Genomic DNA, 24833 nt, shown 5'->3' on the forward strand with positions numbered 1-24833 from the left:
ATTCCCGTTGTCGATAGTGATTGGCTGGGCGGCAGGCGCCGCCCGATTGGCTCCGGCCCGGCCGCTCTCAGCTGGCCTTGGCCTTGTCCCCGGCGGGCTTGTCCGCCCTGGGCTTGGCCGCATCCCCGGCCAGGTTCTTCTTGCTTCCGGTCTTGAAGTCGGTTTCGTACCAGCCGCCACCCTTGAGGCGGAAGCCGGCGGCCGAGATCTTCTTGCGGAGTTCGGCCTTGTTGCACTCGGGGCAGTCGGTCAGGGGCGCATCACTGATACGCTGCAGGGCCTCCATCTGGTGACCGCAGGCACTGCACTGATATTCGTAAATCGGCATGGATTCAGTACCCGATACATTAAGGGGCGCAGATTATACATTACCCCCCGCGAGGGAAGAAGCAGGCAGCGGCCACCTGTGCCAGCCTTTCCATGCAGGGCGCAACGGGCCACCAAAAGGAGCACGGCGCAGCGGTCCGGGGGCCAAAATCGTGAAAAAAAGCACTATTTTTCCCGCTTAACCCCGTGCGCGTGAAAAAAAACTATATATACTTCGAGGCAGTACCACGCTGTACGAACACATTTTTATCGGAAAAACACAACTCAAAAGGAAGCTACTCATGGCCGCACGCAAGAAAGCCACAGCCAAGAAAGCACCCGCTAAGAAGACCGCAGCGAAGAAAACCGCGGCTAAGAAGGCTCCGGCCAAGAAAGCTGCCCCGAAGGCCAAGAAGGTTACAGCGATCAAGGAGAAGTACACCAAGACCCAGATCCTGAACCAGATCGCCGAGAACACCGAGCTGAGCCGCAAGCAGGTCCAGTCCGTCATGGACGAACTGTCCGACATCATCGAGGGGCATATCAAGAAGCGCGCCGTGGGCGAATTCGCTTTGCCCGGCCTGATGAAGATCACCACCGTGAAGAAGCCGGCCAAGAAGGCCCGCAAGGGTATCAACCCCTTCACCGGCGAGGAAACCGTGTTCAAGGCCAAGCCGGCCAGCACCACCGTCAAGGTACGGCCGCTGAAGAAGCTGAAGGAAATGGCCGAGAAGTAATTCCCGCCGATTCCGGATGCCAGACCCCGCCCCCGGCGGGGTTTTCTGTCTCTGGCCCCGGCCCGGTATAGCGAAATTGCCCCCGTACGGCCCTACCATCCCCAGCCCACCCCGGCGTAAAATACCTGCCCCCTGAGTACGTAACCCAACATAAGCAACACCAACCGGACAAGACTCGATTTATGCGCGCATCCCGCTACCTGATCGCCACCCAGAAAGAAACCCCGAATGACGCCGTGGTCATCAGCCACCAGCTGATGCTGCGCGCGGGCATGATCCGGCGCCTGTCCTCGGGACTGTATACCTGGCTGCCCACCGGACTGCGCGTACTGCGCAAGGTGGAGCGTATCGTACGCGAGGAAATGGACCGGGCCGGCGCCCTGGAGGTGCTGATGCCGGTGGTCCAGCCGGCAGAACTGTGGGAGGAATCCGGCCGCTGGCAACAGTACGGACCGGAGCTGCTGCGGGTCGAGGACCGCCACCACAACCCCTTCTGCCTGGGCCCGACGCATGAGGAAGTGATCACCGACCTGATCCGCAACGAGATCAGCAGCTACAAGCAGCTGCCGGCCAATTTCTACCAGGTACAGACCAAGTTCCGCGACGAGATCCGCCCGCGGTTCGGCGTGATGCGCGCCCGCGAATTCACCATGAAGGATGCCTACTCCTTCCACCTGGGTGCGGACTCACTACAGGAAACCTACGACATCATGCACGGCGCCTACTGCCGTATCTTCGACCGCATTGGCCTGGACTACCGGCCGGTGCTGGCGGATACCGGCGCCATCGGCGGCTCCAGCTCACATGAATTCCATGTACTGGCCGAGAGCGGCGAGGACGACATCGCCTTCTCTACTGACAGCCGCTACGCCGCCAACGTGGAACTGGCCGAAGCCGTGGCCCCTGCCGGGGAGCGCCCGGCCCCCACGGCCGACATGACTGAGGTACACACCCCGGGCCAGAAGACCATCGATGCAGTCAGCCAGTTCCTGGACAGTGATCCGGCCCACTCGGTCAAGACCCTGATCGTACTCGGTGAGGCTGCCGAAGACGGGGAAACCGCCCCATTGGTGGCCCTCATATTGCGCGGCGACCACGAGCTGAACGAGCTCAAGGCGGAAAAACTGGCCGGAGTCGCCAGCCCGCTGCAATTCGCCCCCGAGGAACGCATCAGCGCCGAGCTGGGCTGCGGTATCGGCTCACTGGGACCGGTGGGACTGGGAATCGAGGTCATCGTGGACCGCGCCGCTGCGCACCTGGCCGACTTCACCTGCGGCGCCAACCGCGACGACTACCATCTGACTGGCGTCAACTGGGAGCGCGATGTGCCGCTGGCGCGGGTCGAGGACCTGCGTAACGTCGTAGCCGGCGATGCCAGCCCGGACGGCAAAGGCACCCTGGAGATCAAGCGCGGTATCGAGGTTGGCCACATCTTCCAGCTGGGCGACAAGTACAGCCGCGCGATGAATGCCACCGTGCTGGACGAGAACGGCAAGGAACAGACCATGGCCATGGGCTGCTACGGTATCGGCGTTTCGCGCATCGTTGCCGCCGCCATCGAGCAGAACCACGACAATGCCGGCATCATCTGGCCGGAAGCCATTGCGCCCTTCCAGCTGGCAATCGTGCCCATCAACATGCACAAGAGCGAGCTGGTGCGGGAGAAGTGCGACCACCTCTACGAAACCCTGCGCGAGGCCGGCATCGATGTACTGCTGATGGACGAACCCAAGGCGCGTCTCGGGGCAATGCTGGCCGATGTCGAGCTGATGGGAATTCCGCACCGCATCGTGGTGGGTGACCGCGGCCTGGAAAAAGGCGTGGTGGAATACAAGGGCCGCCGCGACGCTGAAAGCCAGGACTTCGCCGAGTCCCAGCTGGTCGAGGTCCTGCTGGAAAAACTGGGCGGTTAACCGCCCCAGGGCAGCGGCCGGGGGCTGACAGGCTCCCGGCCGCCCGGCTTAATCAGCGGGCTGGCAGCGCCCCCCTGAACTTGCCCCTGCCCTTTCCCCGCGCCTTCTCGTAAAATCCCCTCCCATGATAAGAACAACGCTTTTTACCCTCCTGGCCCTGGTTTTCGCCGCCGGCGCCAACGGGCAGATGCGGATCCCCGAGCTGGCGCCGGCGGAGCGCAAGGCCCTGCGCAATGCCATCGGCCAGGCGGACAGCTTTGCCGACCGCTTTGACGCGGAGGTATGGCTGATGGCCAAGTCACAGCCCCTGGCCCGCTATATCAAGGACCCGGACGAGCGCATGTATGTGCTCAAGGCTGTCCACCGGGAGGCCACCCTGGCCGGGCTAAGCCCGGAGATCGTACTGGCCGTGATCCAGATCGAGAGCGCCTTCAACCCCTACGCGGTGTCCCGGGTGGGCGCCCAGGGCATGATGCAGGTGATGCCATTCTGGAAAAACGAGATCGGCAGCCCCACCGACAACCTGATCGACATGGACACCAACCTGCGCTATGGCTGCACCATCCTCAAGCACTACATCGGCAAGGCCAAGGGCAACCTGGCCAATGCCCTGGCCTACTACAATGGCAGTTATGGCCGGCACACCTACAGCAGCAAAGTGCTGGACGCCTGGGCGGAGCGCTGGCGCTAAGATGAACGGCAGCGGAGCGGGCACCCAATGAATATGGCATTTGTCTTTTTCACCGGTGCCGCCTGCAGCCTGTTACTGCTGGCTGCCTCCAAGCTCGCCACCCATTACCGCAACCTGGCAGCCGGGCGCTGGCTGCTGGTGGTTGTCTGCGGGGTTTTCTTTTATCTGCTGCGCCACACCCTGCCGGAGGCACCGCCGCTGCTGCGCTTTACGGTGGTGTGGCCCTCGATTCTGGTACCCGGCGCCTTCTGGCTGTTTGCCCATGCCCTGTGCTGCGACAGCGAGCGTTTCCCGCGCTGGGGATGGCTGCTGATCGGCACGGATATCCTGGTCAATACCGTCTCTGCCAGCAGTGTGCTGCGCAACGACTGGCCGCAACTGGACGGGGCCGCCTACCTGCTTGCCCAGCCTCTCAAGCTGGGCCTGCTCGGCGCCGGGGTCGCCACCCTACTGCGCCAGTACCAGTCGGATCTGGTGGAGGCGCGCCGCAACCTGAGGCTGGTGCTGATGATCACTGTCGGTGGCTACATGTTGCTGGTGGTGTGCGCGGAGTTCCTGTTTTCTTACCAGCCCGCTCCCGCCGGGGTCGTAACCTTGCACGCGGTACTCGCCAGCCTGCTGTCCCTGGCCGCCTGCCTGTGGCTGCTGGCCCCGGCCCCAGGTGCGCTGGCGGAATCCCTGCCTCCCGCCGGCGAGACCGCAGGGGCTCCTGAGGCCAATGCTCCACCGCCGCCCCGGATGGATGACAGCCAGCGAATACTGGCCGAGCGGCTGGAAAGCCATATGCAGTCCGGTGGTTACCGGGAGACGGGCCTGACCATCCGCGCGCTGGCAGAACAGCTGGACGCCCGTGAACATGTCCTGCGGGCACTGATCAATCGCCACCTGGGCTACCGAAATTTCAACGAATTCCTCAACCAGTACCGGATTGACGAAGCCAGCAGCCGGCTGGCGGATCCCGACCAGACCCACCTGCCGGTTCTCACTATCGCGCTGGATATCGGCTATCGCTCCCTGAGCCCCTTCAATGCGGCATTCAAGCGCCGCCACAGCCAGACCCCCACTGAATACCGGCGCACCCACCTGCCCGCCTGAACCGCCGTATTTCCGGAATCCGTCAGCTGTTTTTCGCTTTCCGTAAGCCAGCCGGGCATAACTGCCCCAGACTGTAGCCATGTGCCGTGGGGAGCGCTTGCCCCGGCAGGCAACCCAGGATGAAAACGAATATAAGAGGGGTAAGACCATGGAACTGGCATTCCTGTCGGACATGGCACAGCAGTGGCTGTCACATTTCAGGACCGACCTGTTTCGTTACCTGATGGCGGCCACCGCGGTGAGCCTGTCAGTAAGCTGGCTGTTCCGGGGCTGGATGGAGCGTCGGCGGATCCAGAAGCGCCGCGCCCACTGGCGGGATATACGCCGGGAGGTCAGTTTCTCCATGCTCACCCTGGGGATCTTTGCCACTGTTGGCATTATCACCAGCATTCTGCGCGACTGGGGGCTGGTTAAGCTCTACTGGGAGTGGGGTGACTATCCGCTCTGGTGGGCAATCGTCAGCCTGCCGGTGGTCATCCTGGTCCATGACACCTACTTCTACTGGACCCACCGGACCATGCACCACCCGAGGCTGTTCCGGCATTTCCATCGCGTGCACCACCTGTCGCGCACCCCTACCCCCTGGGCCGCCTACAGTTTCTCTGTGGGCGAGGGTGTGCTGATGGCCATCTTCTCCCCCCTGATACTGACAATTCTGCCGCTGCATGTGCTGGTATGGCTGGCCTTTATTTTCGTGATGATCTTCCGCAATGCCATGCTGCACGCCGGCTGCGAGTTCCATCCGCGCGGCTGGGTCGACGGGCCGCTGGACTTCATGACCACCACCACCCACCACGACCTGCACCACCAGAAATTCCGGGGTAATTACGGCTTCTATTTCACCTGGTGGGATCGGCTGATGGGGACGGAGTTCAGGGACTACAAGGATGCTTTCCGCCGCGCCGCCAGCGGCGACACAGAGAGCGGGAATGATGGGAAAGGTTTACAGGTGACAACCTGACACCGAATTGCGGCTGATCGGCAAAAACTCCGCAAGTTTGCGCGGTACCACTTGCGGTGCCGCGCTTTTTTAACTCAGTTTACCGCGCGCCGCCTGTCCCGTTCCTGCAGGTAGCAGGCAGTTCCCCAGAGGACCAGCAGCACCTCGGTGGCAAGGAACACTCCGTTGCGCCAGTCAAAACCACTGTGCGCCAGCATGCCCACCAGTCGCCCGCCACCAAAACCGGCATAAGCCATGGTGAGCAGGAGAAACGCCGTGGCGCGATGGCGCCGGAGGACCAGGGCGAGCACAGTGGCCGCTGCAATCATCAGCATCAGGCCGCCAAAGGTGGCCAGGAATTCCGGCATGGCTGAGGGCGCCAGCAACGCAAAGTCGATCGTCTTGGCGAACCCCCCGGGGTTGGCAAAGGCCATCACACCGATGATGGCGTATACCAAAGCATTCAGAATCAAGTAAATCGTTCCACTGTTTTTCACTGCCTGCCTCCTGTTAAAACCGGCTCGCCCATATGCCCCTTTAAAGTTTGGCCCCCCACCCCCCGACGGGCCAGCTTTCAGCACCCGTCGATGAAAATTGCGTACCGGATGCGGCTTTACCTGCCAGGCGGCCACGGCCGGAACCACTCCGGACTACTATCCGATCGAGCATCATTGCAACCGCCATTGGGAATTCCAGCTCGGCGCACAACGCCACCAGTTTAATACGCTCCCGACAACCACCGGGATCCTGGCGGTCGCGATTAACAGGGCGTGTTTCTGCTCACCCAACCGGCATGGCACCGGCTCATACAGCCCCGGCAAGCACAGGCCCAACAACAACGGTAAGGACGTCAGTATGCGTAATTCGTACCTGCGTGAACCTCTGGTGCATTTCGCCCTGATCGGTGCGCTGCTGTTTGGCATCAATGCTGTTTTTAACGACAGACGTGACAGTACGGATGAGATCATGGTTACCCGTGACCGTATCGATCACCTCGCCGCCGTATTCGAGCGGCGCTGGCAGCGACCGCCCACCGAGCAGGAATTACGTGGCCTGGTGGACAACTTCGTGCGTGAGGAAGTGCTCTACCGGGAGGCCGTGCAGCTGGGCCTGGACAGGGACGACACTGTTATCAGGCGGCGCCTGCGGATGAAAATGGAGCTCCTGGCGCGGGACCTGGTCGACGCCGTGGATCCCGACGAGAAAACCCTGCGGGATTTCTACGCCGCCAATACCGAAGAATACAGCCGGCCGGCACGCATGAGTTTCCGGCAGGTCTATTTCGACCGGGCAGCCCACGATAAGCCGGAATCAGCCATCGAGACAGCCCGGTCGCTGCTGTGGGAAGGTGTACCGGAAACTGAGCTCGGCAACAGCAGCCTGTTGCAGCGACACTACCGCAACGAAAGCGCCGAGCGGCTGGAACGGGTATTTGGGGCGGGCTTTGCCGGGAACCTGCTCGAGCTGCCCCTGGAGCAATGGACTGGCCCAGTGAAATCCGCATACGGGCTGCACCTGGTTTTTATCGAGGAGCGTGAGCCCCGGCGGGTAGCCGACTTTGAGGAGGTGCGCGCGAAGGTACTGCGCGACTGGCAGCTCAGCAAGAAGCAACAGGTGCTAGAGGCACAGTATGAAAATTACCGTACGGGCTACAGGATACGTATCGGCGAGATACAGGGCCGCCCGGCTAGCGGGGTAGCCATGCAATGAAACAATTGTCACAGTCCCCGGTTACGCTGCTTTTTGCCGCATTTGCCCTGCTGCTGTCCTGCCAGGCCTGGTCCCACGAGTTGCGCCCCGCCTACCTGGAGGTCCAGCAGACTGCAGAAGAGTCCTTCCGGGTGACCTGGCGGGTACCGGCCCGCGGCGACCTGCGACTGGCCATCAATGCACGCTTTGACGACAGCGTGGTGGCCATGGGCACGCCACGCGCCAGCTTCGCCAATGGCTTTTACACCGAGTCCTGGGATATCGGCCACCCGGACAAACTGGCCGGGGCACGGGTCTCCATCGATGGACTCGCCCGGACCATGACCGACGCACTGGTGCGTATCCAGTGGCAGGACGGGCGCGAACAGGTCGCGCGCCTGTTGCCGGACAAAACCGGAATGGTGGTGGATAACACAGCCACTAGCGGCCAGGTTGCCGCAACCTATTTCGTGCTGGGCGTGGAGCATATCCTCCTTGGCATCGACCACCTGCTGTTCGTATTGGCACTTGTACTGCTGGCCAGCGGCTGGAGGCAACTGGTGATCACCATCACTGCTTTCACCCTGGCCCACAGCCTGACCCTGGCCGCCGCGGTGCTCGGCTGGCTTGCCGTACCCCAGGCGCCGGTTGAGGCCATCATTGCCCTCAGCATTGTGTTTGTCGCCAGTGAGATACTGCACAAACAGCGCGGCCGCTCGACCATCGCTATTCACCGGCCATGGCTGGTGGCGTTTGCCTTTGGGCTGCTGCACGGGCTGGGATTTGCCGGCGCGCTGGCGGAGGTCGGCGTACCGGAACACTCGATCCCGCTGGCCCTGGCGGTGTTCAATATCGGCGTGGAAGCAGGACAGCTGGCCTTTATCAGCACGCTGGCAGCGCTCTATTGGCTGGCCCTGCGGCTGCCGCCGGTGCAACTGTGGGAAGCCCGCAGCAGCGGGTCAGCCACAACACTGGTGGCGACTCCGGTCTCTTACGTGGTGGGCGGCCTGGCCGCATGGTGGCTGGTGGATCGCACCCTGGCGATGATACTGGTGTGACCCAGCCCGCGGGGTGGTAATGGGCGGGAGATGCCCGCCCGACAAGCAGGTCAATCAGTCCTGGAACAGCAGCTCCAGCGGATAGCCTTTGAATGGCTTGGTCTTCTCGATCACCAGGTGCGAGGTCATGCGCGAGATGGCCGCATCCTCGTTGGCCAGCAACTGCTCGGAGACGCGGTTGAAGTCGGCCGCGTCCGGGCAGATAAAGCGCAGCATGTAATCGAACTCTCCCGACATCTTCACGCAGGAAACGATCTGCGGGATATCATTGATGGCGCGCCGGAAGCTCTCGCTGGTACGGGCATCCTGGCGCTTCAGGGCCACATTGACGTAGAACTCCGCATGGCGAACCTTGTCCAGGTTGACCTCCGCCAGGAACTCGCGGATATAGCGCTCACTGGTAAGCCGCTTGACCCGCGCCAGGCAGGCACTCTCGGACAGGCCAATCTCTTCACTCAGGTTCAGGTTGCTGATGCGCGCGTTAGTCTGCAGTGCCTGCAGGATTTTCAGGTTGTGCCGGTCGATTTTCACGGTGTTGTTGATCTTCTACCACGGAGGGGCCAAGGATACCGGCATTCGCGCCGGGCCGAAACATCGGGCGAGCCGTCCAACGGCCCACCCAACCGGAACACCCTGCCGGCGGGCGCCGGAAGGGCAGTCTCAATCAACCAGCCTGGCGATTGCCACTGGTGACGAAGCGCTCGATACGGTCCAGCGCGCGACGCAGGTCACCGTCGTCAGCAGCCAGCGTCAGGCGTACATGGTTGACCGCACTGGCACCGAAGGGGGCACCCGGCAGCACCGATACGTGCTCAGCATCCAGCAGCGCCTCGGCAAAGGCCTCGCCGGACTCGGCCACCTCGGAAACATCCACCATCACAAACATGCCGGCATCCGGCGTGGCACAGCTCAGCCCCGGAATCTTCGCAATCCGCTCGACAATCAGGTCGCGACGCTGCTGGTAGGCATCACGCATCTGGCTGACAAAGTAGGAATCGAACTCCAGTGCAAACGCCGCCGCCTCCTGGATAAACTGCGGGCAGCCGAAGATGGTGGCGCCGGCGAACTGGGCCAGTCGCTCAGTCAGCTCGCCCCTGGCCACGGCCCAGCCGAGACGCCAGCCACTCATGGCGTGGGACTTGCTCAGACCGTCAATCACCACCACATTGTCCAGTTCCTCGGCAGCGGTGCGCAGGGAAGTATGGCGACAGGCGAAGGTGATCATCGAGTACATCTCGTCGCTGATTAGCCAGATATCCCGTTCGCGGCAGTAGGCTGCCAGTTCGCGCAGCTGCTCCGGGGTAGCCATGGCGCCGGTGGGATTTACCGGGGTATTGATCATCACCACGCGGATGTCGTCGGTGATTGCCGCCTTGATCGCTTCCACGTCAAAGGCAAAATTGTCTTCTGCCGGGCAGGCAACTTTCTGCATATCCAGGCCCAGGGCGTTACAGATGGGCACATAGCCGATATACATGGGCTCCGGGATGAGCACTTTTTCTCCCGGGTTCAACAGGCAGGCGAGCACGGCATAGATGGCGTTGGTACCACCAGGGAACACCACCACATCATCGGGGCTGCACGGATGTGGCGACACCTTGCTCTCGATCGCGGCAATGGCGCTGCGCAGCATCGGTTCGCCGGCATCGGGAGAATAGTGCGTACGACCGACACCCAGGCGCGCGCGGGTGTAATCGAGAATCGGCTCCGGGGTATCGAAGTTGGGGTCGCCCACACACAGGAAAATCACGTCCTCGCCTTTGTCGGCCAGTTCGTGGGCCCGGTCACTGACCGCCCAGACATTGGCATCCGCCTGGTTGAGTCGCTCGCTGGCGTTACTGAAATGGGGCTTGTACATCGTTCCTGTTCCGGTTGTTATCGATATCTCTACGTTAACAACCGGGCGGGTAATCGATGGCGCGATAGCGCGGTGCTTTTCGCATTCCCGCGCCAATTTAGGGGCCTTTGCCGCAGAAAATTCGGTGAACGGAACAGGCTCCCGTTCACGCTCTCCAGGGTTCCGGATTCCAGATTCAGAAGCGGTAATTGATGTTCAGGCCTCCGATCTCGTCTTCCGGGCGCAGCATGATGTTGCCGCTCACCTGCAGCTTTTCGGTGACATTCAGGCCCACCATGGCACCGGCGCCATTCTGGAAAAAACCGCGCCCGTCACTGTCGTAAGCCCTCAGATAAGCGCTGTTGCCACGGACCGACTTGAGCCCGACGCGGACGTCGGCGGTATCGTCACCGTCATTGCCCTCCACCCAGACCTCTCCGAACCAGCGCCACTCGGCATTTTCCGGCGCGTTGTAGAAGAACCCGGCGCGGTAACGCAGGTACTCCCGATCCTGCCCCTTCACCTTGAGGCCGATGGGGTCCAGGGTCTCGCCGGTGACGCTGCTGACATACCTCAGGTCGCGGTCGGTACGTTCGCGGAACCGGTCTACCTCCACCTCGGTCCACTCCAACGATACGAACGGGCCCAGCTGGCAGGGCAGCGCCGGCGCGGTATCGTAGCCACCGCGCAGGAACACGCCGGAGGCATCCCCCTCGGTCCCGGCCTCCACCCGGGTCCTGAACGACTGGCCCAGGTGAATCCGGCGATCCACTTCGTCGTAATCAATATCGCTATAAGTGACCCCGCCATCCACAAACCAGCGCTCGTCGTTCCAGCGGGCGAACCAGCTGAAATTCAGGTTATCCGCCTCCAGCCACAGGTTATCCGGCGTGTACTCGGTGGTGCCGTAGGACATCGACAGGGCCCACTCGAAATTCTCGCCGGCATTGAAGCTGAACCCGAACAGGCCATCCCAGGCATTGTCGTCATACGCGGGCGCCGGTCCGCCACCCAGCTCGGTACGCTGCCAGGCACCGCCGAAAAAGATGGTGGTGGTGGGCTCACGGAAACGCTGGGCAATCAGGTGGTGATCGATGTTGGTCTGGTGGGTGCGGTAATTCTGGTAACCCAGGTCCGGCAGTATCGCGAAGCCGACCGGCGCACTCAGTACCGAGTAGTAGTAGTCGCCGAGCACCTCCTGCACCGCCAGGGTCGGGTGTACCCCGTCGTTGAAATACAGCTGGTCCGCATCGGGCGCACTGCCACCCTCGCTGAAAACCGGATCCGGGTTGGCGCAGGCGCCCGTCATATAGCAAGTGGCGGCCTGGTCGATGTCGGCAAAGCCGAACAGGCCCGGCCGCTCCAGCGCCAGTGCGGCAAGTCCGGCGGAATCGAGGATCAGTACATTGGCACCCAGCAGCACCAACTGCGAGCGCAGTGCCTCGTTATACAGTGACGTGCCGATATTGGCGCTGCTCACCGCACCGGGGCCGAGGTCGTTCATCAAGGGCGTATTGCCCACCCGCGGCACGTTGGACACCACGACATAGTCCGCTCCCGCGGCACTCAGCTCGGCCACGGCAACCGTGAGGAACCGGGCCGCGCGGTCCATGCTCTCGGGGGTGATGGTGCCGGCAAGGGTACCGGCGATGATGTCGTTGGCGCCGCCGTTCAGGTAATACAGGGCACGGGAATCAATACGGTTACGCTGCAGGAAGCCCTGGCCACTGGCATTGGGCACCCCGCTCAGCCCGATGCCGTTGCCGGGGTCGTCCACCAGGGCCTGGAGGGCCACGGGATCGCCGAATGCCCCGACCGCAGCCACCACTTCCGCCGGTGGCAGGTAGGGGCTTTCGCCGGCGGCTGGATCACAGACACCGTCGGGACCGCAGCGGGTGGAGTCCGGCAGGATTGTGGTCAGGTTGTTATGGTCCGCAACAGTGGTGTCGGGGAACAACTCGAGAAAGCGCTGCGGTCCCACCACGTCGAGCAGCACATCGGCGGCCTGGTTGCCGCCCACGGCCCAGTTATTGCCGTTGGCGAGCAGCGACTGCGCAATCTGCGCCACCTGTTCCTCGGGGGTACCCGGGGCCGGCGCACAGGGAATGGCCCCACCAAAGTCGGGGCCCAGCCCGAAACAGGAAGGTGTGAGCATGGGCAATCCGAAGCGCTGGGCAGTGAAACTGATGGCCGGCTGGCGCGGGGTTTGCCCACCTGGGTCTGAGTTGGTGAATATCCCCGCGTTGCCGCTGTCAGACAGGCTGTCACCGAAGACATAAAAATTGCTGTACAGGCCCGTGGTGACGCTCTCGTCGGCAAAGCTGGCCGACGCCACTGTCAGCGCCAGGGTCAGGCTGACGGATCTTGCCGTAAATCCCATATCGCACTCCTTTGCGCGCGCGGCTTGCGCGTCTGGACTGTTATGTTGGCGATGGTCGCGATGGGCCAAGTATAGACACGCCTCACGGATAGCCCCTGCCGGCGCGATAAATTCCCGTTATTGCGCGGCAGTTTCCCTGCGACCGCGCCATCGTCGGTTCATTTCAGGTCCGCAAATGCCTCGATGGCGCGTTTGCGGGTTTCCTTCACATCACAGATCGGCGGCGGGTAGTCAGACATACGCGGCGGGCAGTGGATTTCATCGCCGCGCACACTTTGCAGTTCCGGCACATAGCGACGGATAAAGTCGCCATCGCGATCAAATTTTTTTGACTGGCTGTAGGGATTGAATACGCGAAAATACGGGGCAGCATCGGTGCCGGTGGAGGCGGCCCACTGCCAGCCACCATTGTTGGAGGCAAAATCCGCGTCCACCAGTTTGTTCATGAAATAGCGCTCACCCTGGCGCCAGTCAATCAGCAGGTTCTTTGTCAGGAAGGACGCCACCACCATTCGCAGCCGGTTGTGCATCCAGCCGGTCTGCTCCAGCTGCCGCATCGCCGCATCCACGATTGGCACGCCGGTTTCGCCGAGGCTCCAGCGGCGAAAAGCCAGCTCGTCGCCGGACCAGGCCACGCCCTCGGTCTCCGGCTTGAAGGGCTGGTGCCTGCAAAGGCGCGGATAGGCGACCACCAGGTGGGTATAAAACTCACGCCAGATCAGCTCACCCAGCCAGCAGGCAATACCGTCACTGCCGCCGCTCCAGCGATCATTGTTGTAATCCAGGGCCATATGCGCACATTGGCGCACGGAAATGGCACCACTGTTCAGGTAGGGCGAGAGTCGTGAGGTACCATCAATCGCGGGGTAGTCCCGCTCATCCTCGTAACCGTCGATAATCCCACTGAACGCCTTCAGGCGGCGCGCCGCCGCTTTTTCCCCGGGCTGCCAGCCCAGCACAGTGCCGCGCTTGTCCACATCCAGCTTGTATCCCCGCAGGCGCCCCGGGATGGTTTGCACCAGGTTGTGACTGCCCTCCACTTCCAGCCAGGCGGGCCACTCCTCGTCTCCACTTCGCTTGCGGGGCGCCGGCAGGGGCTGGTAACTGTCGCCGCCAAACTGGCTGATAAAGGCGCGCTTGAAGGGGGTAAAGACCTTGTAGGCCTCCCCACTGGCGGTGGTCACGGAACCGGGCGGCACCAGGGTGCGGTCGGTGCAGTATTCCACCGGCACTTCAATTTCCTTCAGGGCATCCCGCACGGCGCCGTCACGCCGCTGTTCATTCAATGGATATTCCGCATTGGCAAAAAGGACATCGACGCCGAGCTTTTCCACGACCTGGCGCATGGCCGCCGGCACCTGGCCGAACTCCCCCAGCTCGAGGAAATACAGCGGTATATTGCGCTGGGCAAGGCTCTCCTGCAGCTCGCGCAGGCAGGCCATACGAAACGCAACCAGCGGCTCTCCCTCGTCCTGGTCCTGCCAGGTCTTGGGGCAGGCAATGAATATCACGGCAAACTCCGCACAACTTGCTGCCGCGCGGTGCAGCGCAGTATTGTCATGCACCCGGAGGTCGTTGCGCAGCCATACCAGGCCGCGACGGAACGCTGCCTTGCCTCTCATACCACACTCTCCCGGAGCTCTTCGATGGCCTGTATGCTGCTGGCGGGCAATAGCCTGCCATTGCCCGCGCTCGTCAGTCGCAACAGGTCGCGTTTCTGCAGTTCGATAATTTCTCCGGCAAACCACAGTGGTGCCCGCATGTTACGCAGGGCGCGTTCCGCGCCACTGCCGAACGCCGCCATGGGCAGCGCGTTATGGCTGAAACAGATGGCGCCGCGGGCGTGCAGCTTTTCCACCGCGAACGGCAGCTCGGAAATTTCCTCCACCGGCCCCAGGCTCACGGTATCGACACCCGCAGCCAGCAGGCCCGTGGCAAAGAGGGCGGCAAACGCCTGCTGCTCAGCGCCAGGAAAACTCACCAGTAACAAGCGGCCAGTCCCGCTGGCCGCCTTACCAGACAGGTTCCGCTGGCCAGTGCGTATCGCCATGGCCAGCTGTGCGTTCAGCTGCTCCCAGAAAAACGATCTCAGCACGCTGCTGCCAAAGCGGGTGCGGCGGCTCAGCTCGCGGTGCAGCGGTGCCAGCCAGCGATCCAGCAGCAGTGCCGGCGGGTAGGCCGCCAGCAGCTGTTCCAGGTGATGTCGCAGCGCGGCCGGCTCGAAACGCCCCGCAACGTCGAGGGTTCCCTGCACCGCCCGGGCCCAGCTGTCCCCCTCATCCGCAGCGCCGGCGTCTTCCTCGCCCCGCTCCAGTAACGGGCGCACCTTGCCGATAGGCACGCCGCGGGCCAGCCACGCCTGGATATCCCGGACCCGCTGCACATCCGCCTCGCTGTATAACCTGTGCCCCTTACCTGTGCGCGCGGGCACTAACAGGCCATAACGACGCTCCCAGGCGCGCAGGGTGACCGGGTTGACGCCGGTGCGCTGGGCGATATCACGGATTGGCAGCATCGTATCCCCTGGCGCCTCTGCGGCAGATCCAGCTTCGGGGAATTTCAGGTCAGAGACACTCATTTTCTGGACACCGTTATCGACCAATCATCAGGTCTCAGTGGAAATCACACAGGCCCATTTCGGCGGGCTCTGTGGCCAGCAACAGCTGGCTATGGATAAAGTGGTGCGGGCTGCGCGGCAGGTAATGACGCAACAGGGTCAGGACCGCCGAGGCGGGCTTCAGGCCCAGGCGATAGTCCTCGATCAGCTGGGTCAGCTCCGCCTTCTCTTCCCGGCTGAGGAATTCCTTCAGGTGCCCCTGGACATGCATCAGGGCGTTGGTCCGGTCCTTGCGGCTGGCCATATGCGCCAGGATCTCCATCAGCCGGCCGCGCACCTCAAAGGCAAATGTGTCAGCATCATGGGACCTGGCATCGGCAATAAAACGGCCCAGATCGCGGGTCTTCACCTGGTGATGGGCCAGCAGCAGGTACTTGTAGGCGGTGTAGAACTCGATGATCCGGGCGGGTCGTGGATCTTCCTCCACATACCGGAACCAGGCATCGTAGGCGAATACCCGGGTGAGGAAATTCTCACGAATCTCGCTGTTGTTGAGGCGCCCCGCCTCCTCCATCGGCAGGTGCGGAAACTGCTCACGCACCCGCGCCGCGAACATACCCACCCCTTCACTGTCGTGCCCATGGCCGTTGGGCAGGTAACGACGCACCCCTTTCAGGCCGCAGCTGGGGGAGTTCTGCATAAAGATGTAACCGCGCACGTGCTGTAACTCCGGAGCCACACTGTCTGCGTAATCCCGCAGGGGCCCGGTGACATCCAGCTCCGGATCAACCACACCGATTACCCGCACTTCAGCCTCCGGGGAGGGGTCACTCTTCACCAGGCGGATGGGATCCCGCGGCACCCCCAGGCCGATCGCCACCTCGGGGCACAGCGGCACATACTCGAAACAATGCCCCAGCAGCTCGGTGCACACACGACTGTGCTTGTGGCCCGCGTTGTAGCGCACCGGGTCACCCATCACACACTGGCTGATACCGACAGGTATCTTCTGGGTTAAAAGCTGGATGTTCATATCGACCTTGTACACTTTCTAAATGTGTACAAGGTTTATAGCGCGAACCCCTTGCTTATACAACATTATTTTTTGTACAACAGGGTTCCGCAGACGCTTGCGCTGTCAGGTGTCGCAGCTACAATGCCAGACCCTGCCGAGAGCCACGGATGAAGTGATGATCCCAGCACTGCGCGAAATCGACGAGGTACAGTCGCTCTACCTGCAATTCCTGCAAGCACTGGCGGATGCGGGTTTCCGCGGAGATACCAGCCCCAGCTATGCCAGCCGCACGGTGCTGGCCACTGACAACTCCATTTACCAGGTCCTGCCCCAGGCCGTGGTCTATCCCCGTGACACCCACGACCTGCAGTTGCTGGCCGAACTGGGCGACCGCGAAGCGTTCCATCAGGTGGTGCTGTCCCCCCGTGGCGGCGGTACCGGCACCAACGGGCAATCCCTGACCGACGGTATCGTGGTGGATATCTCCCGGCACATGAACCGAATACTCGAGATCAATGCCGACGCGGGCTGGGTCCGGGTACAGGCGGGAGTGGTCAAGGACCAGCTCAATGCCGCCCTGGCCCCCCACGGCCTGTTCTTCGCCCCGGAGTTGTCCACCAGCAATCGCGCCACCATCGGCGGCATGATCAATACCGACGCCTCCGGGCAGGGTTCATGCGTCTACGGCAAGACCCGCGACCACGTGCTGGAGCTTTCCACCGTGCTGCTGGGTGGCGAGCTGCTGCATTCCGGCCCCGTCAACCACGAGACGCTGAGCGAACTGCTTGAACGGGAAGACCGCATCGGCAGCGTCTATCGGGTCAGCGACGATATCGCCCGGGAGAAAGCCGACCTGATCGAGGAGAAATTCCCCCGCCTCAACCGCTGCCTGACCGGCTATGACCTGGCCCACCTGCGCGACAGCGACAGCGGCGAGTTCAACCTCAACAGCATCCTCTGTGGCTCCGAGGGCACCCTGGGCTTTATCGCCGAGGCGAAGCTGAATGTGCTGCCCATCCCGAAATGCGTAGCGCTGGTCAACCTCAAGTACGACAATTTCCAGGATGCCCTGCGCGACGCCAGTGACCTGATGGGCGCCGGCCCCACTTCGATCGAGACCGTGGACAGCAAGGTCCTGCAGCTGGCCATGGGGGATATTGTCTGGCACAGCGTCAGCGAGTTTTTCCCCACCGGTGATCGCCCGGTCCGCGGCATCAACCTGGTGGAGTACACCGCCGACTCGGAGGAGGAACTGGACCGGGCCCTGGACCGGTTTACCGCCCAGGTGGAAAACGCGATTGGCGAGACCGGTAAGAGCTTCGGCTATTCCATCGCCCGCGGGCACGGCGAAGTCAACCGGATCTGGGCGATGCGCAAGCGGGCTGTGGGACTGCTGGGCAATGCCCGCGGCGAGAAACGCCCCATCCCGTTCGTGGAAGATACCTGTGTGCCGCCGGAACACCTGGCGGACTTTATCGCGGAATTCCGCGCGGTTCTGGATGAGGCCGGTCTGGACTACGGCATGTTCGGCCATGTGGACGCCGGTGTGCTGCACGTGCGTCCGGCAATCGATATGAAGGACCCCCAACAGGCGGCGCTAATCCGCCCCATCACCGACCGGGTGGTGGCCCTCACACAGAAATACCACGGGCTCCTGTGGGGTGAGCATGGCAAGGGGGTCCGCTCCGAGTATGCGCCGGAGTTCTTCGGCGAGCTCTACGCCGAGCTGCAAAGGGTCAAGGCGGCCTTCGACCCGCGCAACCAGCTCAACCCAGGCAAGATTGCCACCCCCAGTCGCGCCTCCGGCCTGCTGAAAATTGATGCCGTGGAGACCCGCGGCGAGCGCGACCGGCAGATCCCGGTGCAGGTATGGGAAGGCTACAGCGAGGGCGTCCACTGCAACGGCAACGGGGCCTGCTTCAACTGGGACCCGGATTCCGCCATGTGCCCCTCGTACAAGGCCACCCGGGAGCGGATTCATTCACCCAAGGGTCGCGCGTCCCTGATGCGCGAGTGGCTGCGCTTGCTCAGTGCCCGGAATGTGGATGCTGTGGAGGCGGCACGAAAATCCCGCGAGCAGTCCTTCTTTGTCGGCCTGCCGGGGCGTATCAAGAACAGCCTGGCCAAAGCCAGGGGCGAATATGACTTCAACCACGAGGTCAATGAGGCCATGCAGGGCTGCCTGGGATGTAAATCCTGCGTTGGGCAGTGCCCCATCAAGGTGGACGTGCCGGAATTCCGCGCCAAGTTCCTGGAACTCTATTACAGCCGCTACCTGCGCCCACTGAAAGATTACTTCGTCGGCAGCCTGGAGTTCGTGATGCCACACCTGGCCAGGGCTCCGGGCCTGTACAACTGGCCGCTCAAGCTGGCACCGGTACGCTGGCTGCTGGAGCAAGGCCTGGGCCTGTCCGATACTCCCGCACTGGCCCGCAAGAGCCTGGAGAAATCCATGGCTGAACTGGGCGTGCCTTACGCCAGCCGGGCCACCCTCGACGCACTGGGACCGGCACAGCGTGAGCGCGCCGTTATCATCGTCCAGGACGCCTTCACCAGCTATTTCGACGCAGGGATGGTGGCGGACGCACTACGGTTGCTGCGCCAGCTGGATTTCTTCCCGCTGGTGGCACCGTTCAAGGCCAACGGCAAACCCCTGCACGTACACGGCTTCCTGCGCCAGTTCCGGCGCGTGGCGGAGGCAAACAGCGAGATGCTCGAGCAGCTGGCGGACACCGGTGTGCCCCTGGTGGGTATCGACCCGTCCATGACCCTGACCTACCGCGCCGAGTACCACAAACTGCTGGGAGACCGTGCGCCCCGGGTGCAGCTACTGCAGGAATGGCTTTCCGGCCAGCGCGAACACCTGGAACAGCAACGTGCACGCCTGCGTCCCGCCACCTTCCGGCTGCTGCCCCACTGCAGCGAACAGACCAACGCAGCCGCCTCGCTGCAGGACTGGCGGGATGTGTTCGTCGCCCTTGGCCTGCAACTGGAAACCGAGAACCTGGGTTGCTGTGGCATGGCCGGGACCTACGGTCACGAAACCACCCACAGGGAGACTTCGCGGGTGATTTTCCAGCAGTCCTGGGCCCCGCGCCTGACGGGTGAGACCACGCAGCTGCTGGCCAGCGGGTACTCCTGTCGCTGCCAGGCCCGACGCTTTGCGGGAGTAAGCCTGCGCCACCCACTGCAGGGACTACTGGCACAACTGCAGGATTAGGGGTTTACTAGGGGTAGATCGGCCCGGGAATCGGGCCCCGATACCCCACAGAACCGGGAAGCGACTGCGATGTATCGACTGCTGACACCCCTGTTGCTTGCCGGCCTGCTTGCAGGACCGGCTGCGGCGGAGACTCTCCCGCCCGTCACCAACCTGGTGGAGTCCGCCGAGGCCCACACCATGGAAGGAGATTTCGACGCCGCCCTGCCCCTGTATGAGCGCGCAATCGCCGGCCTGGGAGAACAACCGTCCCGGCAGCACGCACTGCGTTACCGCTACGGCATGGTTCTGAATGCGCTGGGCGCCCGGCAGGATCCCGAGACCTTCTATCCTCTGGCACGGGCCCAGTTCACCGCCGTACTGGCATTCCTGGATGACGGCGGCGAGCTGGAACACTCGGCGGCCCGAGTCACCTCCGCCCTGGCACACACCTTTCACCAGCAGGCCCCCCACACGCGGAGCCCCATACACCAGTCGCAGATGCTGCGCCGTGCCTACCACCTGTATAACGATGCCGCACAGGGCCTGGTCCGGGAGCAGGAGTGGCACAACCTGGCCATTACATTCTTTAACCTGGGCCAGGTGTGCGAGTGGCAGGGTAACCTCGAGGAAGCCATCGAGTGGCTGGAGAAAGCCGTGGCGCTGGACGCTCGCCACGGATTCCCGGACCTGGAAGAAGACCGCGCCTACCTGTATGCCCTGCGTGAGCAGGTCAATCCCCCTGCCCGGGCCAGTGCCACCGCCCTCTGACCCACTGTTGCCGCTATCCGAAACCGGCCGCAAAGCGCTGTTCGGGCACCGGGAACAGCGGAAAACCGGGATCCGGACAGATAGTCACAAATAATTTTTCCAGAACTTTCTCCTGAATGGGCCCAGATTAGGAGCGACTTTTCGCTGGTTTTTTGAGCACCCCCTAGCATGACATCGCTATCAACGAGCCTGAATTGCCCGGAAACCCTGTGCTAGCACCAGCGAAATTTTTCAGTCACATATTTACCAATAATTCATTTGAAAGAATGAGATTCCTTTCAAAGGCGCAAATTAGCACATTAGGATTGATGGCAGCGCTGACATTGATACCGGTAGCCGCTGTTTAAATTTTGCACAGAAATATTTGATTCAGCACACACAACCCGTAATATAGCGGCCACTGATCAATTATTGATCAGTTATTTCCAAACTAACTTGGAAATGTCATCAGAGCCCCCCGGGCCTGTGACCAACTCATTCCTGGAGGTAACGGGAAATGCTGAAACAGACTCTGCGCAACTTTGTATTTTTTATGACCGCCGTCCTTGCGGCCTCTGTGAGCCTGAACGCATCAGCCACCGTTAAAACAGAAAAAACCATGGTTGTTGACGCCACCGCTTACAACTCTGTGCCCGGCCAGACGGACGACGATCCCTGGGTAGCGGCGTGGAACAACCGCCTGCGTCCCGGCCAGAAAGTGATTGCAGTGTCCCGTGACCTCGAGAAGCATGGCCTGACCAACGGCGCCAAGGTGAAAATCGAGGGCCTGCCCGGCACTTACACCGTACGCGACCGGATGAACAAGCGCTTCAAGAACCGTATCGATGTGTGGATGGAGAAAGATATCCAGAAGGCCCGTAAGTGGGGCAAGAAAAAGCTGAAAATCGTTTATCAACCGGTCAAGTAAGCACTCGATTCACACCGCGAACAACAGCAACTGACCGCGGCCATCACCGCGGCCTCAAACGCCCCGCTCCGCGGGGCTTTTTTTGGGGGGTCGCAAAACCCCGACCACCGCTATCAGGGCTCGGTTTCCGCGTCGACTCCGGGAAGCTCCCGGCAGTTCTCGTCGCTGGTATGAAAGCGGCCGGGCTGGCGATCCCGGTTATAACGGAACCTGGGCCCGTCATCACCGAGCACTATCAGGTATTCCTCCTTCTCCCACTGTCCATCCGCGCGATATTCCGTCAACCAGAGCAGCGCCGGCTCACCCTCGTAACAGCGGCCGTAAAACAAGCGGGTTTTCTCCACCAGTTCCTTGCTCAGGTAGTCCCGGTACTGACCGGGATAGGTATACCGGTCGCTCGACAGCGAAAGCCCATCCCGGTCCTTATTCCCCGGCCGGTCCCGGGGCACCCTGTGGATATAAATCGAGGTGTTTTCATCGCAGTCGACACAGCTGCGCCCGGCGACCACGGCGTAGTCATCAAGTTCGGCGACCAGTTGCGCCTCGGCCAGGTTGGTTTCGAGTACCCGCCCTCCCGACAGGTGGATGTCCACTGCATGGACCGGCAGGCAGGCCAGGAGGCCCAGGAAAGCAAGAAGGGGTTTTACTGCGGACATCGACAGGGGCACCGCTCTCAGTCACCGGATGGGTCACCGGAAGCATTCTTTCCGTAGAGCTTCGCGGTGCCCCGTGATTGGGTAGTGCGCTGTCACACTGTCGCGAATCCCTGCCAATTAAAACCATAGCAGGGAAATCGGGAAGCGGTGCTCAGAAATCGTCGGGGGAATCCCCTGACTCAGCTTTGCTCCTCTTCCACCGGGCCCACGAAGGTGGCAATGCCTTCCTCGCGCAGGGCGTCCATGGCCTCCTCGAGCGCCTCACGCTCGGTTTCGAAGGCATCCTCCCAGACAGTGGAGTTGTCATTATCGTCGACAATCTCCAGCAACCAGCCACCTTCGCCATCCTCATAGATATCGATGTGGACGTTCAGCCCGTCCTCACTGTAGGTCTGGCTCAGCTCGGACTCGCGGGGTTCAAACTCATCTTCCATGGGGTGCCTCACTTCGGGCCGCTCATTCAGGTCGCAGCACTGTGACAAGATGCGGCCGGCCGGTCAATCAAAATCGTTCGCGCCTGCCTGATGGGGCGGGGTGAATCGCCCATTAAATGTACGACAATCGCCCGGGAGTGCGTTAAAATGCGCGGCGATTTTTAGCCCCGGCAAGGCCAGTCCAGGCCGGGAAGTTTTTGCCCCGGATTTACGCTCCGGCCTGCAATGAGGAAAACCCATGTCCCAGTACGTAGTCTGTGCGCTCTACAAGTTTGTCAACCTGGACGACTTTGAATCCCTGCGCGACCCCCTCCTGGAAGTGATGCTCAAGCACCGCGTGCGCGGCACCCTGCTGCTGGCCCGTGAGGGCATCAATGGCACTGTCGCCGGCTCCCGCGAGGCCATCGATGCCCTGCTTGCCCACCTGAAAAGCGACCCGCGGCTGGCGGAGCTGGACTTCAAGGAGTCCTACACGGATACCCCGCCGTTCCGCCGCAGCAAGGTGAAACTGAAGCGCGAGATTGTGACCATGGGCGTCGAGGGCATAGACCCGCGCCGGACCGTCGGCACCTATGTGAAGCCGGCGGAATGGAACGCACTGATCAGCGACCCGGAGGTGGTGTTGATCGATACCCGCAACGATTACGAGTACCAGGTGGGCACCTTCGAGAACGCGGTCAACCCGAAGACCGACAGCTTCCGGGAATTCCCCCAGTACGTGAAAGACAACCTGGACCCCGCCAAACACAAGAAGGTGGCCATGTTCTGCACCGGTGGCATCCGCTGTGAGAAGTCCACCGCTTACCTGAAGGAGCAGGGTTTCGAGGAGGTTTACCACCTGCAGGGGGGCATCCTGAAGTACCTGGAGGAAGTGCCGCAGGAGGAGACCAGGTGGCAGGGCGAGTGCTTCGTTTTCGATGACCGCGTGACCGTGAACCACAACCTCGAGCGCGGCGAGTACCAGCAGTGTAATGCCTGCCGTATGCCGGTCACAGAAGAAGAAATGCAGTCACCGCAGTTCGAGCAGGGCGTCAGCTGCCCGCACTGTTTTGACAAGGTCTCGGACGCTGATCGCGCGCGTTTCCGCGAACGGGAGAAGCAGATCCAGCTGGCCAAACAACGCGGCGAGGAGCATATCGGCCAGGATGCCCGGGAAACCACCGCCGAGCGTCGCCAGCGCAAGCAGGCGCTGCGCCGGCAACAGGCCGAGCAGGCCAAACAGGAAGAACTGCGTCGCCAGCGCGCCTGATTGCGCGCCCGCGCGGAAAAGGCAACCAGAAAAGGCCGCCCCGGTGTCCCCGGGCGGCCTTTTTATTGGCATGGGAACCCGACCTGCGTTCAGCCGATTTCAATCTCCGGCATGTGATCCGCACCACTGCGCAACCACAGTTCTGCTGCCGCGCGCCGGGCGATTTCACGGTAGTGCCCAGCCACTTGCCCATCGGGTTCCGCCACCACACTTGGGCAGCCGCTGTCGGTGCCCTCGCGGATCGACATGGCCAGCGGCAACTGCCCCAGCAGGCCGGTGTCGTAATCGGCCGCGATACGCTCGCCGCCACCGGCACCGAATACCGGTTCGGTATGGCCGCAGTTCGAGCAGGTGTGCAGTGACATGTTCTCGACAATCCCCAGCACCGGCACATCCACCTTGCGGAACATCTCGACCCCCTTGATGGCATCTTTGAGGGCCAGGTCCTGGGGCGTGGTAACGATCACCGCGCCGGCCAGGGTGGCTTTCTGGGCCAGGGTCAGCTGAATGTCCCCGGTACCCGGGGGCATATCAACCACCAGGTAGTCCAGCTCCTCGTCACCCTGGCACCACAGTGTCTGGGTAAGGATCTGGTTGAGGGCACCGCTGGCCATGGGTCCGCGCCAGACAGCCGGGGTATCCTCGGTCAGGAGGTAGCCAATGGACATGGTCTTAAGGCCGTGAGCCTCCACCGGCAGGAAAAACTTTTGCTCCCGCACCTCCGGCCGCGCCGCCTCGGTGCCCAGCATGGTGGGCAGGCTGGGACCGTAGATATCTGCATCCAGCAGGCCGACCCTGGCACCCTCGGCTGCCAGTGCCAGGGCCAGGTTGACCGCCGTGGTGGACTTGCCCACCCCGCCCTTGCCGGATGCCACGGCGATAATGTTTTTTACGCCGCGAAGGTGTTCGGGGACCTCCCCTGCCTCAGTGGCCGGGATCTCGGAGAACAGCTCGAACTGCAGCCCGGCGTCCCCCAGCGGCCCACCGCGCAGGGATGGCATACAGGCCTCGTGGATCCGCTCACGCCACTCGTCTTCCTCACTGGCGCACGGATACCCCAGCGTAATGCCCACAAAGACGGTGCCGTCGTCGTAGCCCACCTCGATATCCGCCTCGAGTTCGTCCAGCACCCGCCCGGTGCCCGGGTCATGCAGGCTGCCCAGGCACTCCGCCAGCCGCTCCAGCTCTGCCTGCACATCGGCCGGCAGGTCTCCGTGTTCGTGATCGTGTTCGCTCACCCTCATCCCTCTTTCCGGTGGGTATCATTCGATGCGTGCATTGTGTCTGATGGGTCCGCCCAATTCTAGGGAAACCCGCAGTACGTCCACGACTGCCCCGCGCCCCCTGCGCCCTCCCAGCGGGGCCCCAGATCTGCTATATTCGCCGGTCTTTTTACCGT

At 62.3% G+C, this 24833-nt stretch carries 22 protein-coding genes; 11 read left to right on the forward strand and 11 right to left on the reverse strand.

Annotated features, from left to right (window positions below):
• Positions 1–67: 67 nt before the first annotated feature.
• Positions 68–328 carry an FmdB family zinc ribbon protein gene (locus LVD11_RS08955; RefSeq protein ID WP_237058116.1) on the reverse strand — a complete coding sequence of 87 codons (261 nt, stop codon included), beginning with the start codon at positions 326–328 and terminating at the stop codon, positions 68–70.
• A gap of 280 nt (positions 329–608) precedes the next feature.
• On the opposite strand from LVD11_RS08955, the gene LVD11_RS08960 reads away from it, so the two are divergent.
• The 5 genes from LVD11_RS08960 (at position 609) to LVD11_RS08980 (ending at position 5703) form a co-directional block, all read left to right on the forward strand.
• The gene (locus LVD11_RS08960) at positions 609–1043 is read left to right on the forward strand and encodes an HU family DNA-binding protein (RefSeq protein ID WP_237058118.1); all 435 of its coding nucleotides are present in this window, start codon (positions 609–611) and stop codon (positions 1041–1043) included.
• 182 nt (positions 1044–1225) lie between these two features.
• Positions 1226–2956: a proline--tRNA ligase gene (locus LVD11_RS08965; RefSeq protein ID WP_237058120.1), complete on the forward strand. Its 1731-nt coding sequence runs from the start codon at positions 1226–1228 to the stop codon at positions 2954–2956.
• A gap of 124 nt (positions 2957–3080) precedes the next feature.
• Positions 3081–3647: a lytic transglycosylase domain-containing protein gene (locus LVD11_RS08970; RefSeq protein ID WP_439651280.1), complete on the forward strand. Its 567-nt coding sequence runs from the start codon at positions 3081–3083 to the stop codon at positions 3645–3647.
• A 27-nt stretch (positions 3648–3674) separates the two neighbouring features.
• Positions 3675–4742, forward strand: a complete 1068-nt coding sequence (locus LVD11_RS08975; protein WP_237058122.1) for a helix-turn-helix transcriptional regulator — start codon at positions 3675–3677, stop codon at positions 4740–4742.
• A 148-nt stretch (positions 4743–4890) separates the two neighbouring features.
• Positions 4891–5703 (forward strand): sterol desaturase family protein, encoded by an 813-nt coding sequence (locus tag LVD11_RS08980; protein WP_237058130.1) that lies wholly within the window; start codon positions 4891–4893, stop codon positions 5701–5703.
• A 74-nt stretch (positions 5704–5777) separates the two neighbouring features.
• On the opposite strand, the gene LVD11_RS08985 is transcribed toward LVD11_RS08980, so the two are convergent.
• Positions 5778–6155 (reverse strand): DUF4345 family protein, encoded by a 378-nt coding sequence (locus LVD11_RS08985; protein WP_237058132.1) that lies wholly within the window; start codon positions 6153–6155, stop codon positions 5778–5780.
• A gap of 382 nt (positions 6156–6537) precedes the next feature.
• Here LVD11_RS08985 and LVD11_RS08990 point away from each other — a divergent pair, with 382 nt between their 5' ends.
• Together LVD11_RS08990 and LVD11_RS08995 are read left to right on the forward strand one after the other, a co-directional pair.
• A complete protein-coding gene (locus LVD11_RS08990) occupies positions 6538–7392 on the forward strand; it encodes a peptidylprolyl isomerase (RefSeq protein ID WP_237058134.1) in 855 nt (284 codons plus the stop codon).
• Positions 7389–8429, forward strand: coding sequence for a HupE/UreJ family protein (locus LVD11_RS08995; RefSeq protein WP_237058136.1), 1041 nt, complete (start codon positions 7389–7391; stop codon positions 8427–8429). Before LVD11_RS08990 ends, LVD11_RS08995 begins: the two co-directional genes overlap by 4 nt.
• Positions 8430–8483: 54 nt before the next feature.
• Here the strand turns inward: LVD11_RS08995 and LVD11_RS09000 are convergent, their stop codons facing one another.
• The 6 genes from LVD11_RS09000 to LVD11_RS09025 all read right to left on the reverse strand — a co-directional run bounded on the left by LVD11_RS09000 (position 8484) and on the right by LVD11_RS09025 (position 16236).
• Entirely contained in the window at positions 8484–8960 is a 477-nt protein-coding gene (locus tag LVD11_RS09000) for an Lrp/AsnC family transcriptional regulator (protein ID WP_232941083.1), read from the reverse strand.
• A gap of 133 nt (positions 8961–9093) precedes the next feature.
• Entirely contained in the window at positions 9094–10287 is a 1194-nt protein-coding gene (locus tag LVD11_RS09005; RefSeq protein ID WP_237058138.1) for a pyridoxal phosphate-dependent aminotransferase, read from the reverse strand.
• A 175-nt stretch (positions 10288–10462) separates the two neighbouring features.
• Complete coding sequence (locus tag LVD11_RS09010) at positions 10463–12646, reverse strand: autotransporter outer membrane beta-barrel domain-containing protein (RefSeq protein ID WP_237058140.1); 2184 nt, start codon at positions 12644–12646, stop codon at positions 10463–10465.
• A 158-nt stretch (positions 12647–12804) separates the two neighbouring features.
• Complete coding sequence (gene phrB, locus LVD11_RS09015; protein WP_237058142.1) at positions 12805–14268, reverse strand: deoxyribodipyrimidine photo-lyase; 1464 nt, start codon at positions 14266–14268, stop codon at positions 12805–12807.
• Positions 14265–15224: a MerR family transcriptional regulator gene (locus LVD11_RS16965; protein ID WP_305080677.1), complete on the reverse strand. Its 960-nt coding sequence runs from the start codon at positions 15222–15224 to the stop codon at positions 14265–14267. Before LVD11_RS16965 ends, phrB begins: the two co-directional genes overlap by 4 nt.
• A gap of 34 nt (positions 15225–15258) precedes the next feature.
• The gene (locus LVD11_RS09025; RefSeq protein ID WP_237058144.1) at positions 15259–16236 is read right to left on the reverse strand and encodes a YbgA family protein; all 978 of its coding nucleotides are present in this window, start codon (positions 16234–16236) and stop codon (positions 15259–15261) included.
• A gap of 157 nt (positions 16237–16393) precedes the next feature.
• Here LVD11_RS09025 and ydiJ point away from each other — a divergent pair, with 157 nt between their 5' ends.
• From ydiJ to LVD11_RS09040, 3 genes are all read left to right on the forward strand, one after another.
• The gene (gene ydiJ / locus LVD11_RS09030; RefSeq protein WP_237058146.1) at positions 16394–19438 is read left to right on the forward strand and encodes a D-2-hydroxyglutarate dehydrogenase YdiJ; all 3045 of its coding nucleotides are present in this window, start codon (positions 16394–16396) and stop codon (positions 19436–19438) included.
• Positions 19439–19507: 69 nt separating this feature from the next.
• The gene (locus LVD11_RS09035; protein ID WP_237058148.1) at positions 19508–20188 is read left to right on the forward strand and encodes a tetratricopeptide repeat protein; all 681 of its coding nucleotides are present in this window, start codon (positions 19508–19510) and stop codon (positions 20186–20188) included.
• 496 nt (positions 20189–20684) lie between these two features.
• Entirely contained in the window at positions 20685–21095 is a 411-nt protein-coding gene (locus LVD11_RS09040; protein WP_237058150.1) for a 3D domain-containing protein, read from the forward strand.
• A gap of 113 nt (positions 21096–21208) precedes the next feature.
• Here LVD11_RS09040 and LVD11_RS09045 read toward each other — a convergent pair whose 3' ends face one another.
• Together LVD11_RS09045 and LVD11_RS09050 are read right to left on the reverse strand one after the other, a co-directional pair.
• Positions 21209–21751: a hypothetical protein gene (locus LVD11_RS09045; RefSeq protein WP_237058152.1), complete on the reverse strand. Its 543-nt coding sequence runs from the start codon at positions 21749–21751 to the stop codon at positions 21209–21211.
• 179 nt (positions 21752–21930) lie between these two features.
• Entirely contained in the window at positions 21931–22185 is a 255-nt protein-coding gene (locus LVD11_RS09050) for a baseplate wedge protein 53 (protein WP_237058154.1), read from the reverse strand.
• A 238-nt stretch (positions 22186–22423) separates the two neighbouring features.
• Here LVD11_RS09050 and trhO point away from each other — a divergent pair, with 238 nt between their 5' ends.
• Complete coding sequence (gene trhO / locus LVD11_RS09055) at positions 22424–23434, forward strand: oxygen-dependent tRNA uridine(34) hydroxylase TrhO (protein ID WP_237058156.1); 1011 nt, start codon at positions 22424–22426, stop codon at positions 23432–23434.
• Between the two features lie 89 nt (positions 23435–23523).
• Here trhO and apbC read toward each other — a convergent pair whose 3' ends face one another.
• On the reverse strand, positions 23524–24672 hold the full coding sequence (apbC, locus tag LVD11_RS09060; RefSeq protein WP_237058158.1) for an iron-sulfur cluster carrier protein ApbC: 1149 nt from the start codon (positions 24670–24672) through the stop codon (positions 23524–23526).
• Positions 24673–24833: the final 161 nt, after the last annotated feature.

Origin of the sequence: Microbulbifer sediminum (assembly GCF_021729035.1) — a bacterium.
GTDB lineage: Bacteria > Pseudomonadota > Gammaproteobacteria > Pseudomonadales > Cellvibrionaceae > Microbulbifer > Microbulbifer sediminum.

Excerpts from the sequence above, each read along its gene's own strand:
- LVD11_RS08955 (WP_237058116.1), bottom strand. The coding sequence starts at position 328 with ATGCCGATTTACGAATATCAGTGCAGTGCCTGCGGTCACCAGATGGAG.
- LVD11_RS08960 (WP_237058118.1), top strand. The coding sequence starts at position 609 with ATGGCCGCACGCAAGAAAGCCACAGCCAAGAAAGCACCCGCTAAGAAG.
- LVD11_RS08965 (WP_237058120.1), top strand. The coding sequence starts at position 1,226 with ATGCGCGCATCCCGCTACCTGATCGCCACCCAGAAAGAAACCCCGAAT.
- LVD11_RS08970 (WP_439651280.1), top strand. The coding sequence starts at position 3,081 with ATGATAAGAACAACGCTTTTTACCCTCCTGGCCCTGGTTTTCGCCGCC.
- LVD11_RS08975 (WP_237058122.1), top strand. The coding sequence starts at position 3,675 with ATGAATATGGCATTTGTCTTTTTCACCGGTGCCGCCTGCAGCCTGTTA.
- LVD11_RS08980 (WP_237058130.1), top strand. The coding sequence starts at position 4,891 with ATGGAACTGGCATTCCTGTCGGACATGGCACAGCAGTGGCTGTCACAT.
- LVD11_RS08990 (WP_237058134.1), top strand. The coding sequence starts at position 6,538 with ATGCGTAATTCGTACCTGCGTGAACCTCTGGTGCATTTCGCCCTGATC.
- LVD11_RS08995 (WP_237058136.1), top strand. The coding sequence starts at position 7,389 with ATGAAACAATTGTCACAGTCCCCGGTTACGCTGCTTTTTGCCGCATTT.
- LVD11_RS09005 (WP_237058138.1), bottom strand. The coding sequence starts at position 10,287 with ATGTACAAGCCCCATTTCAGTAACGCCAGCGAGCGACTCAACCAGGCG.
- LVD11_RS09010 (WP_237058140.1), bottom strand. The coding sequence starts at position 12,646 with ATGGGATTTACGGCAAGATCCGTCAGCCTGACCCTGGCGCTGACAGTG.
- phrB (WP_237058142.1), bottom strand. The coding sequence starts at position 14,268 with ATGAGAGGCAAGGCAGCGTTCCGTCGCGGCCTGGTATGGCTGCGCAAC.
- LVD11_RS16965 (WP_305080677.1), bottom strand. The coding sequence starts at position 15,224 with ATGAGTGTCTCTGACCTGAAATTCCCCGAAGCTGGATCTGCCGCAGAG.
- LVD11_RS09025 (WP_237058144.1), bottom strand. The coding sequence starts at position 16,236 with ATGAACATCCAGCTTTTAACCCAGAAGATACCTGTCGGTATCAGCCAG.
- ydiJ (WP_237058146.1), top strand. The coding sequence starts at position 16,394 with ATGATCCCAGCACTGCGCGAAATCGACGAGGTACAGTCGCTCTACCTG.
- LVD11_RS09035 (WP_237058148.1), top strand. The coding sequence starts at position 19,508 with ATGTATCGACTGCTGACACCCCTGTTGCTTGCCGGCCTGCTTGCAGGA.
- LVD11_RS09040 (WP_237058150.1), top strand. The coding sequence starts at position 20,685 with ATGCTGAAACAGACTCTGCGCAACTTTGTATTTTTTATGACCGCCGTC.
- LVD11_RS09045 (WP_237058152.1), bottom strand. The coding sequence starts at position 21,751 with ATGTCCGCAGTAAAACCCCTTCTTGCTTTCCTGGGCCTCCTGGCCTGC.
- LVD11_RS09050 (WP_237058154.1), bottom strand. The coding sequence starts at position 22,185 with ATGGAAGATGAGTTTGAACCCCGCGAGTCCGAGCTGAGCCAGACCTAC.
- trhO (WP_237058156.1), top strand. The coding sequence starts at position 22,424 with ATGTCCCAGTACGTAGTCTGTGCGCTCTACAAGTTTGTCAACCTGGAC.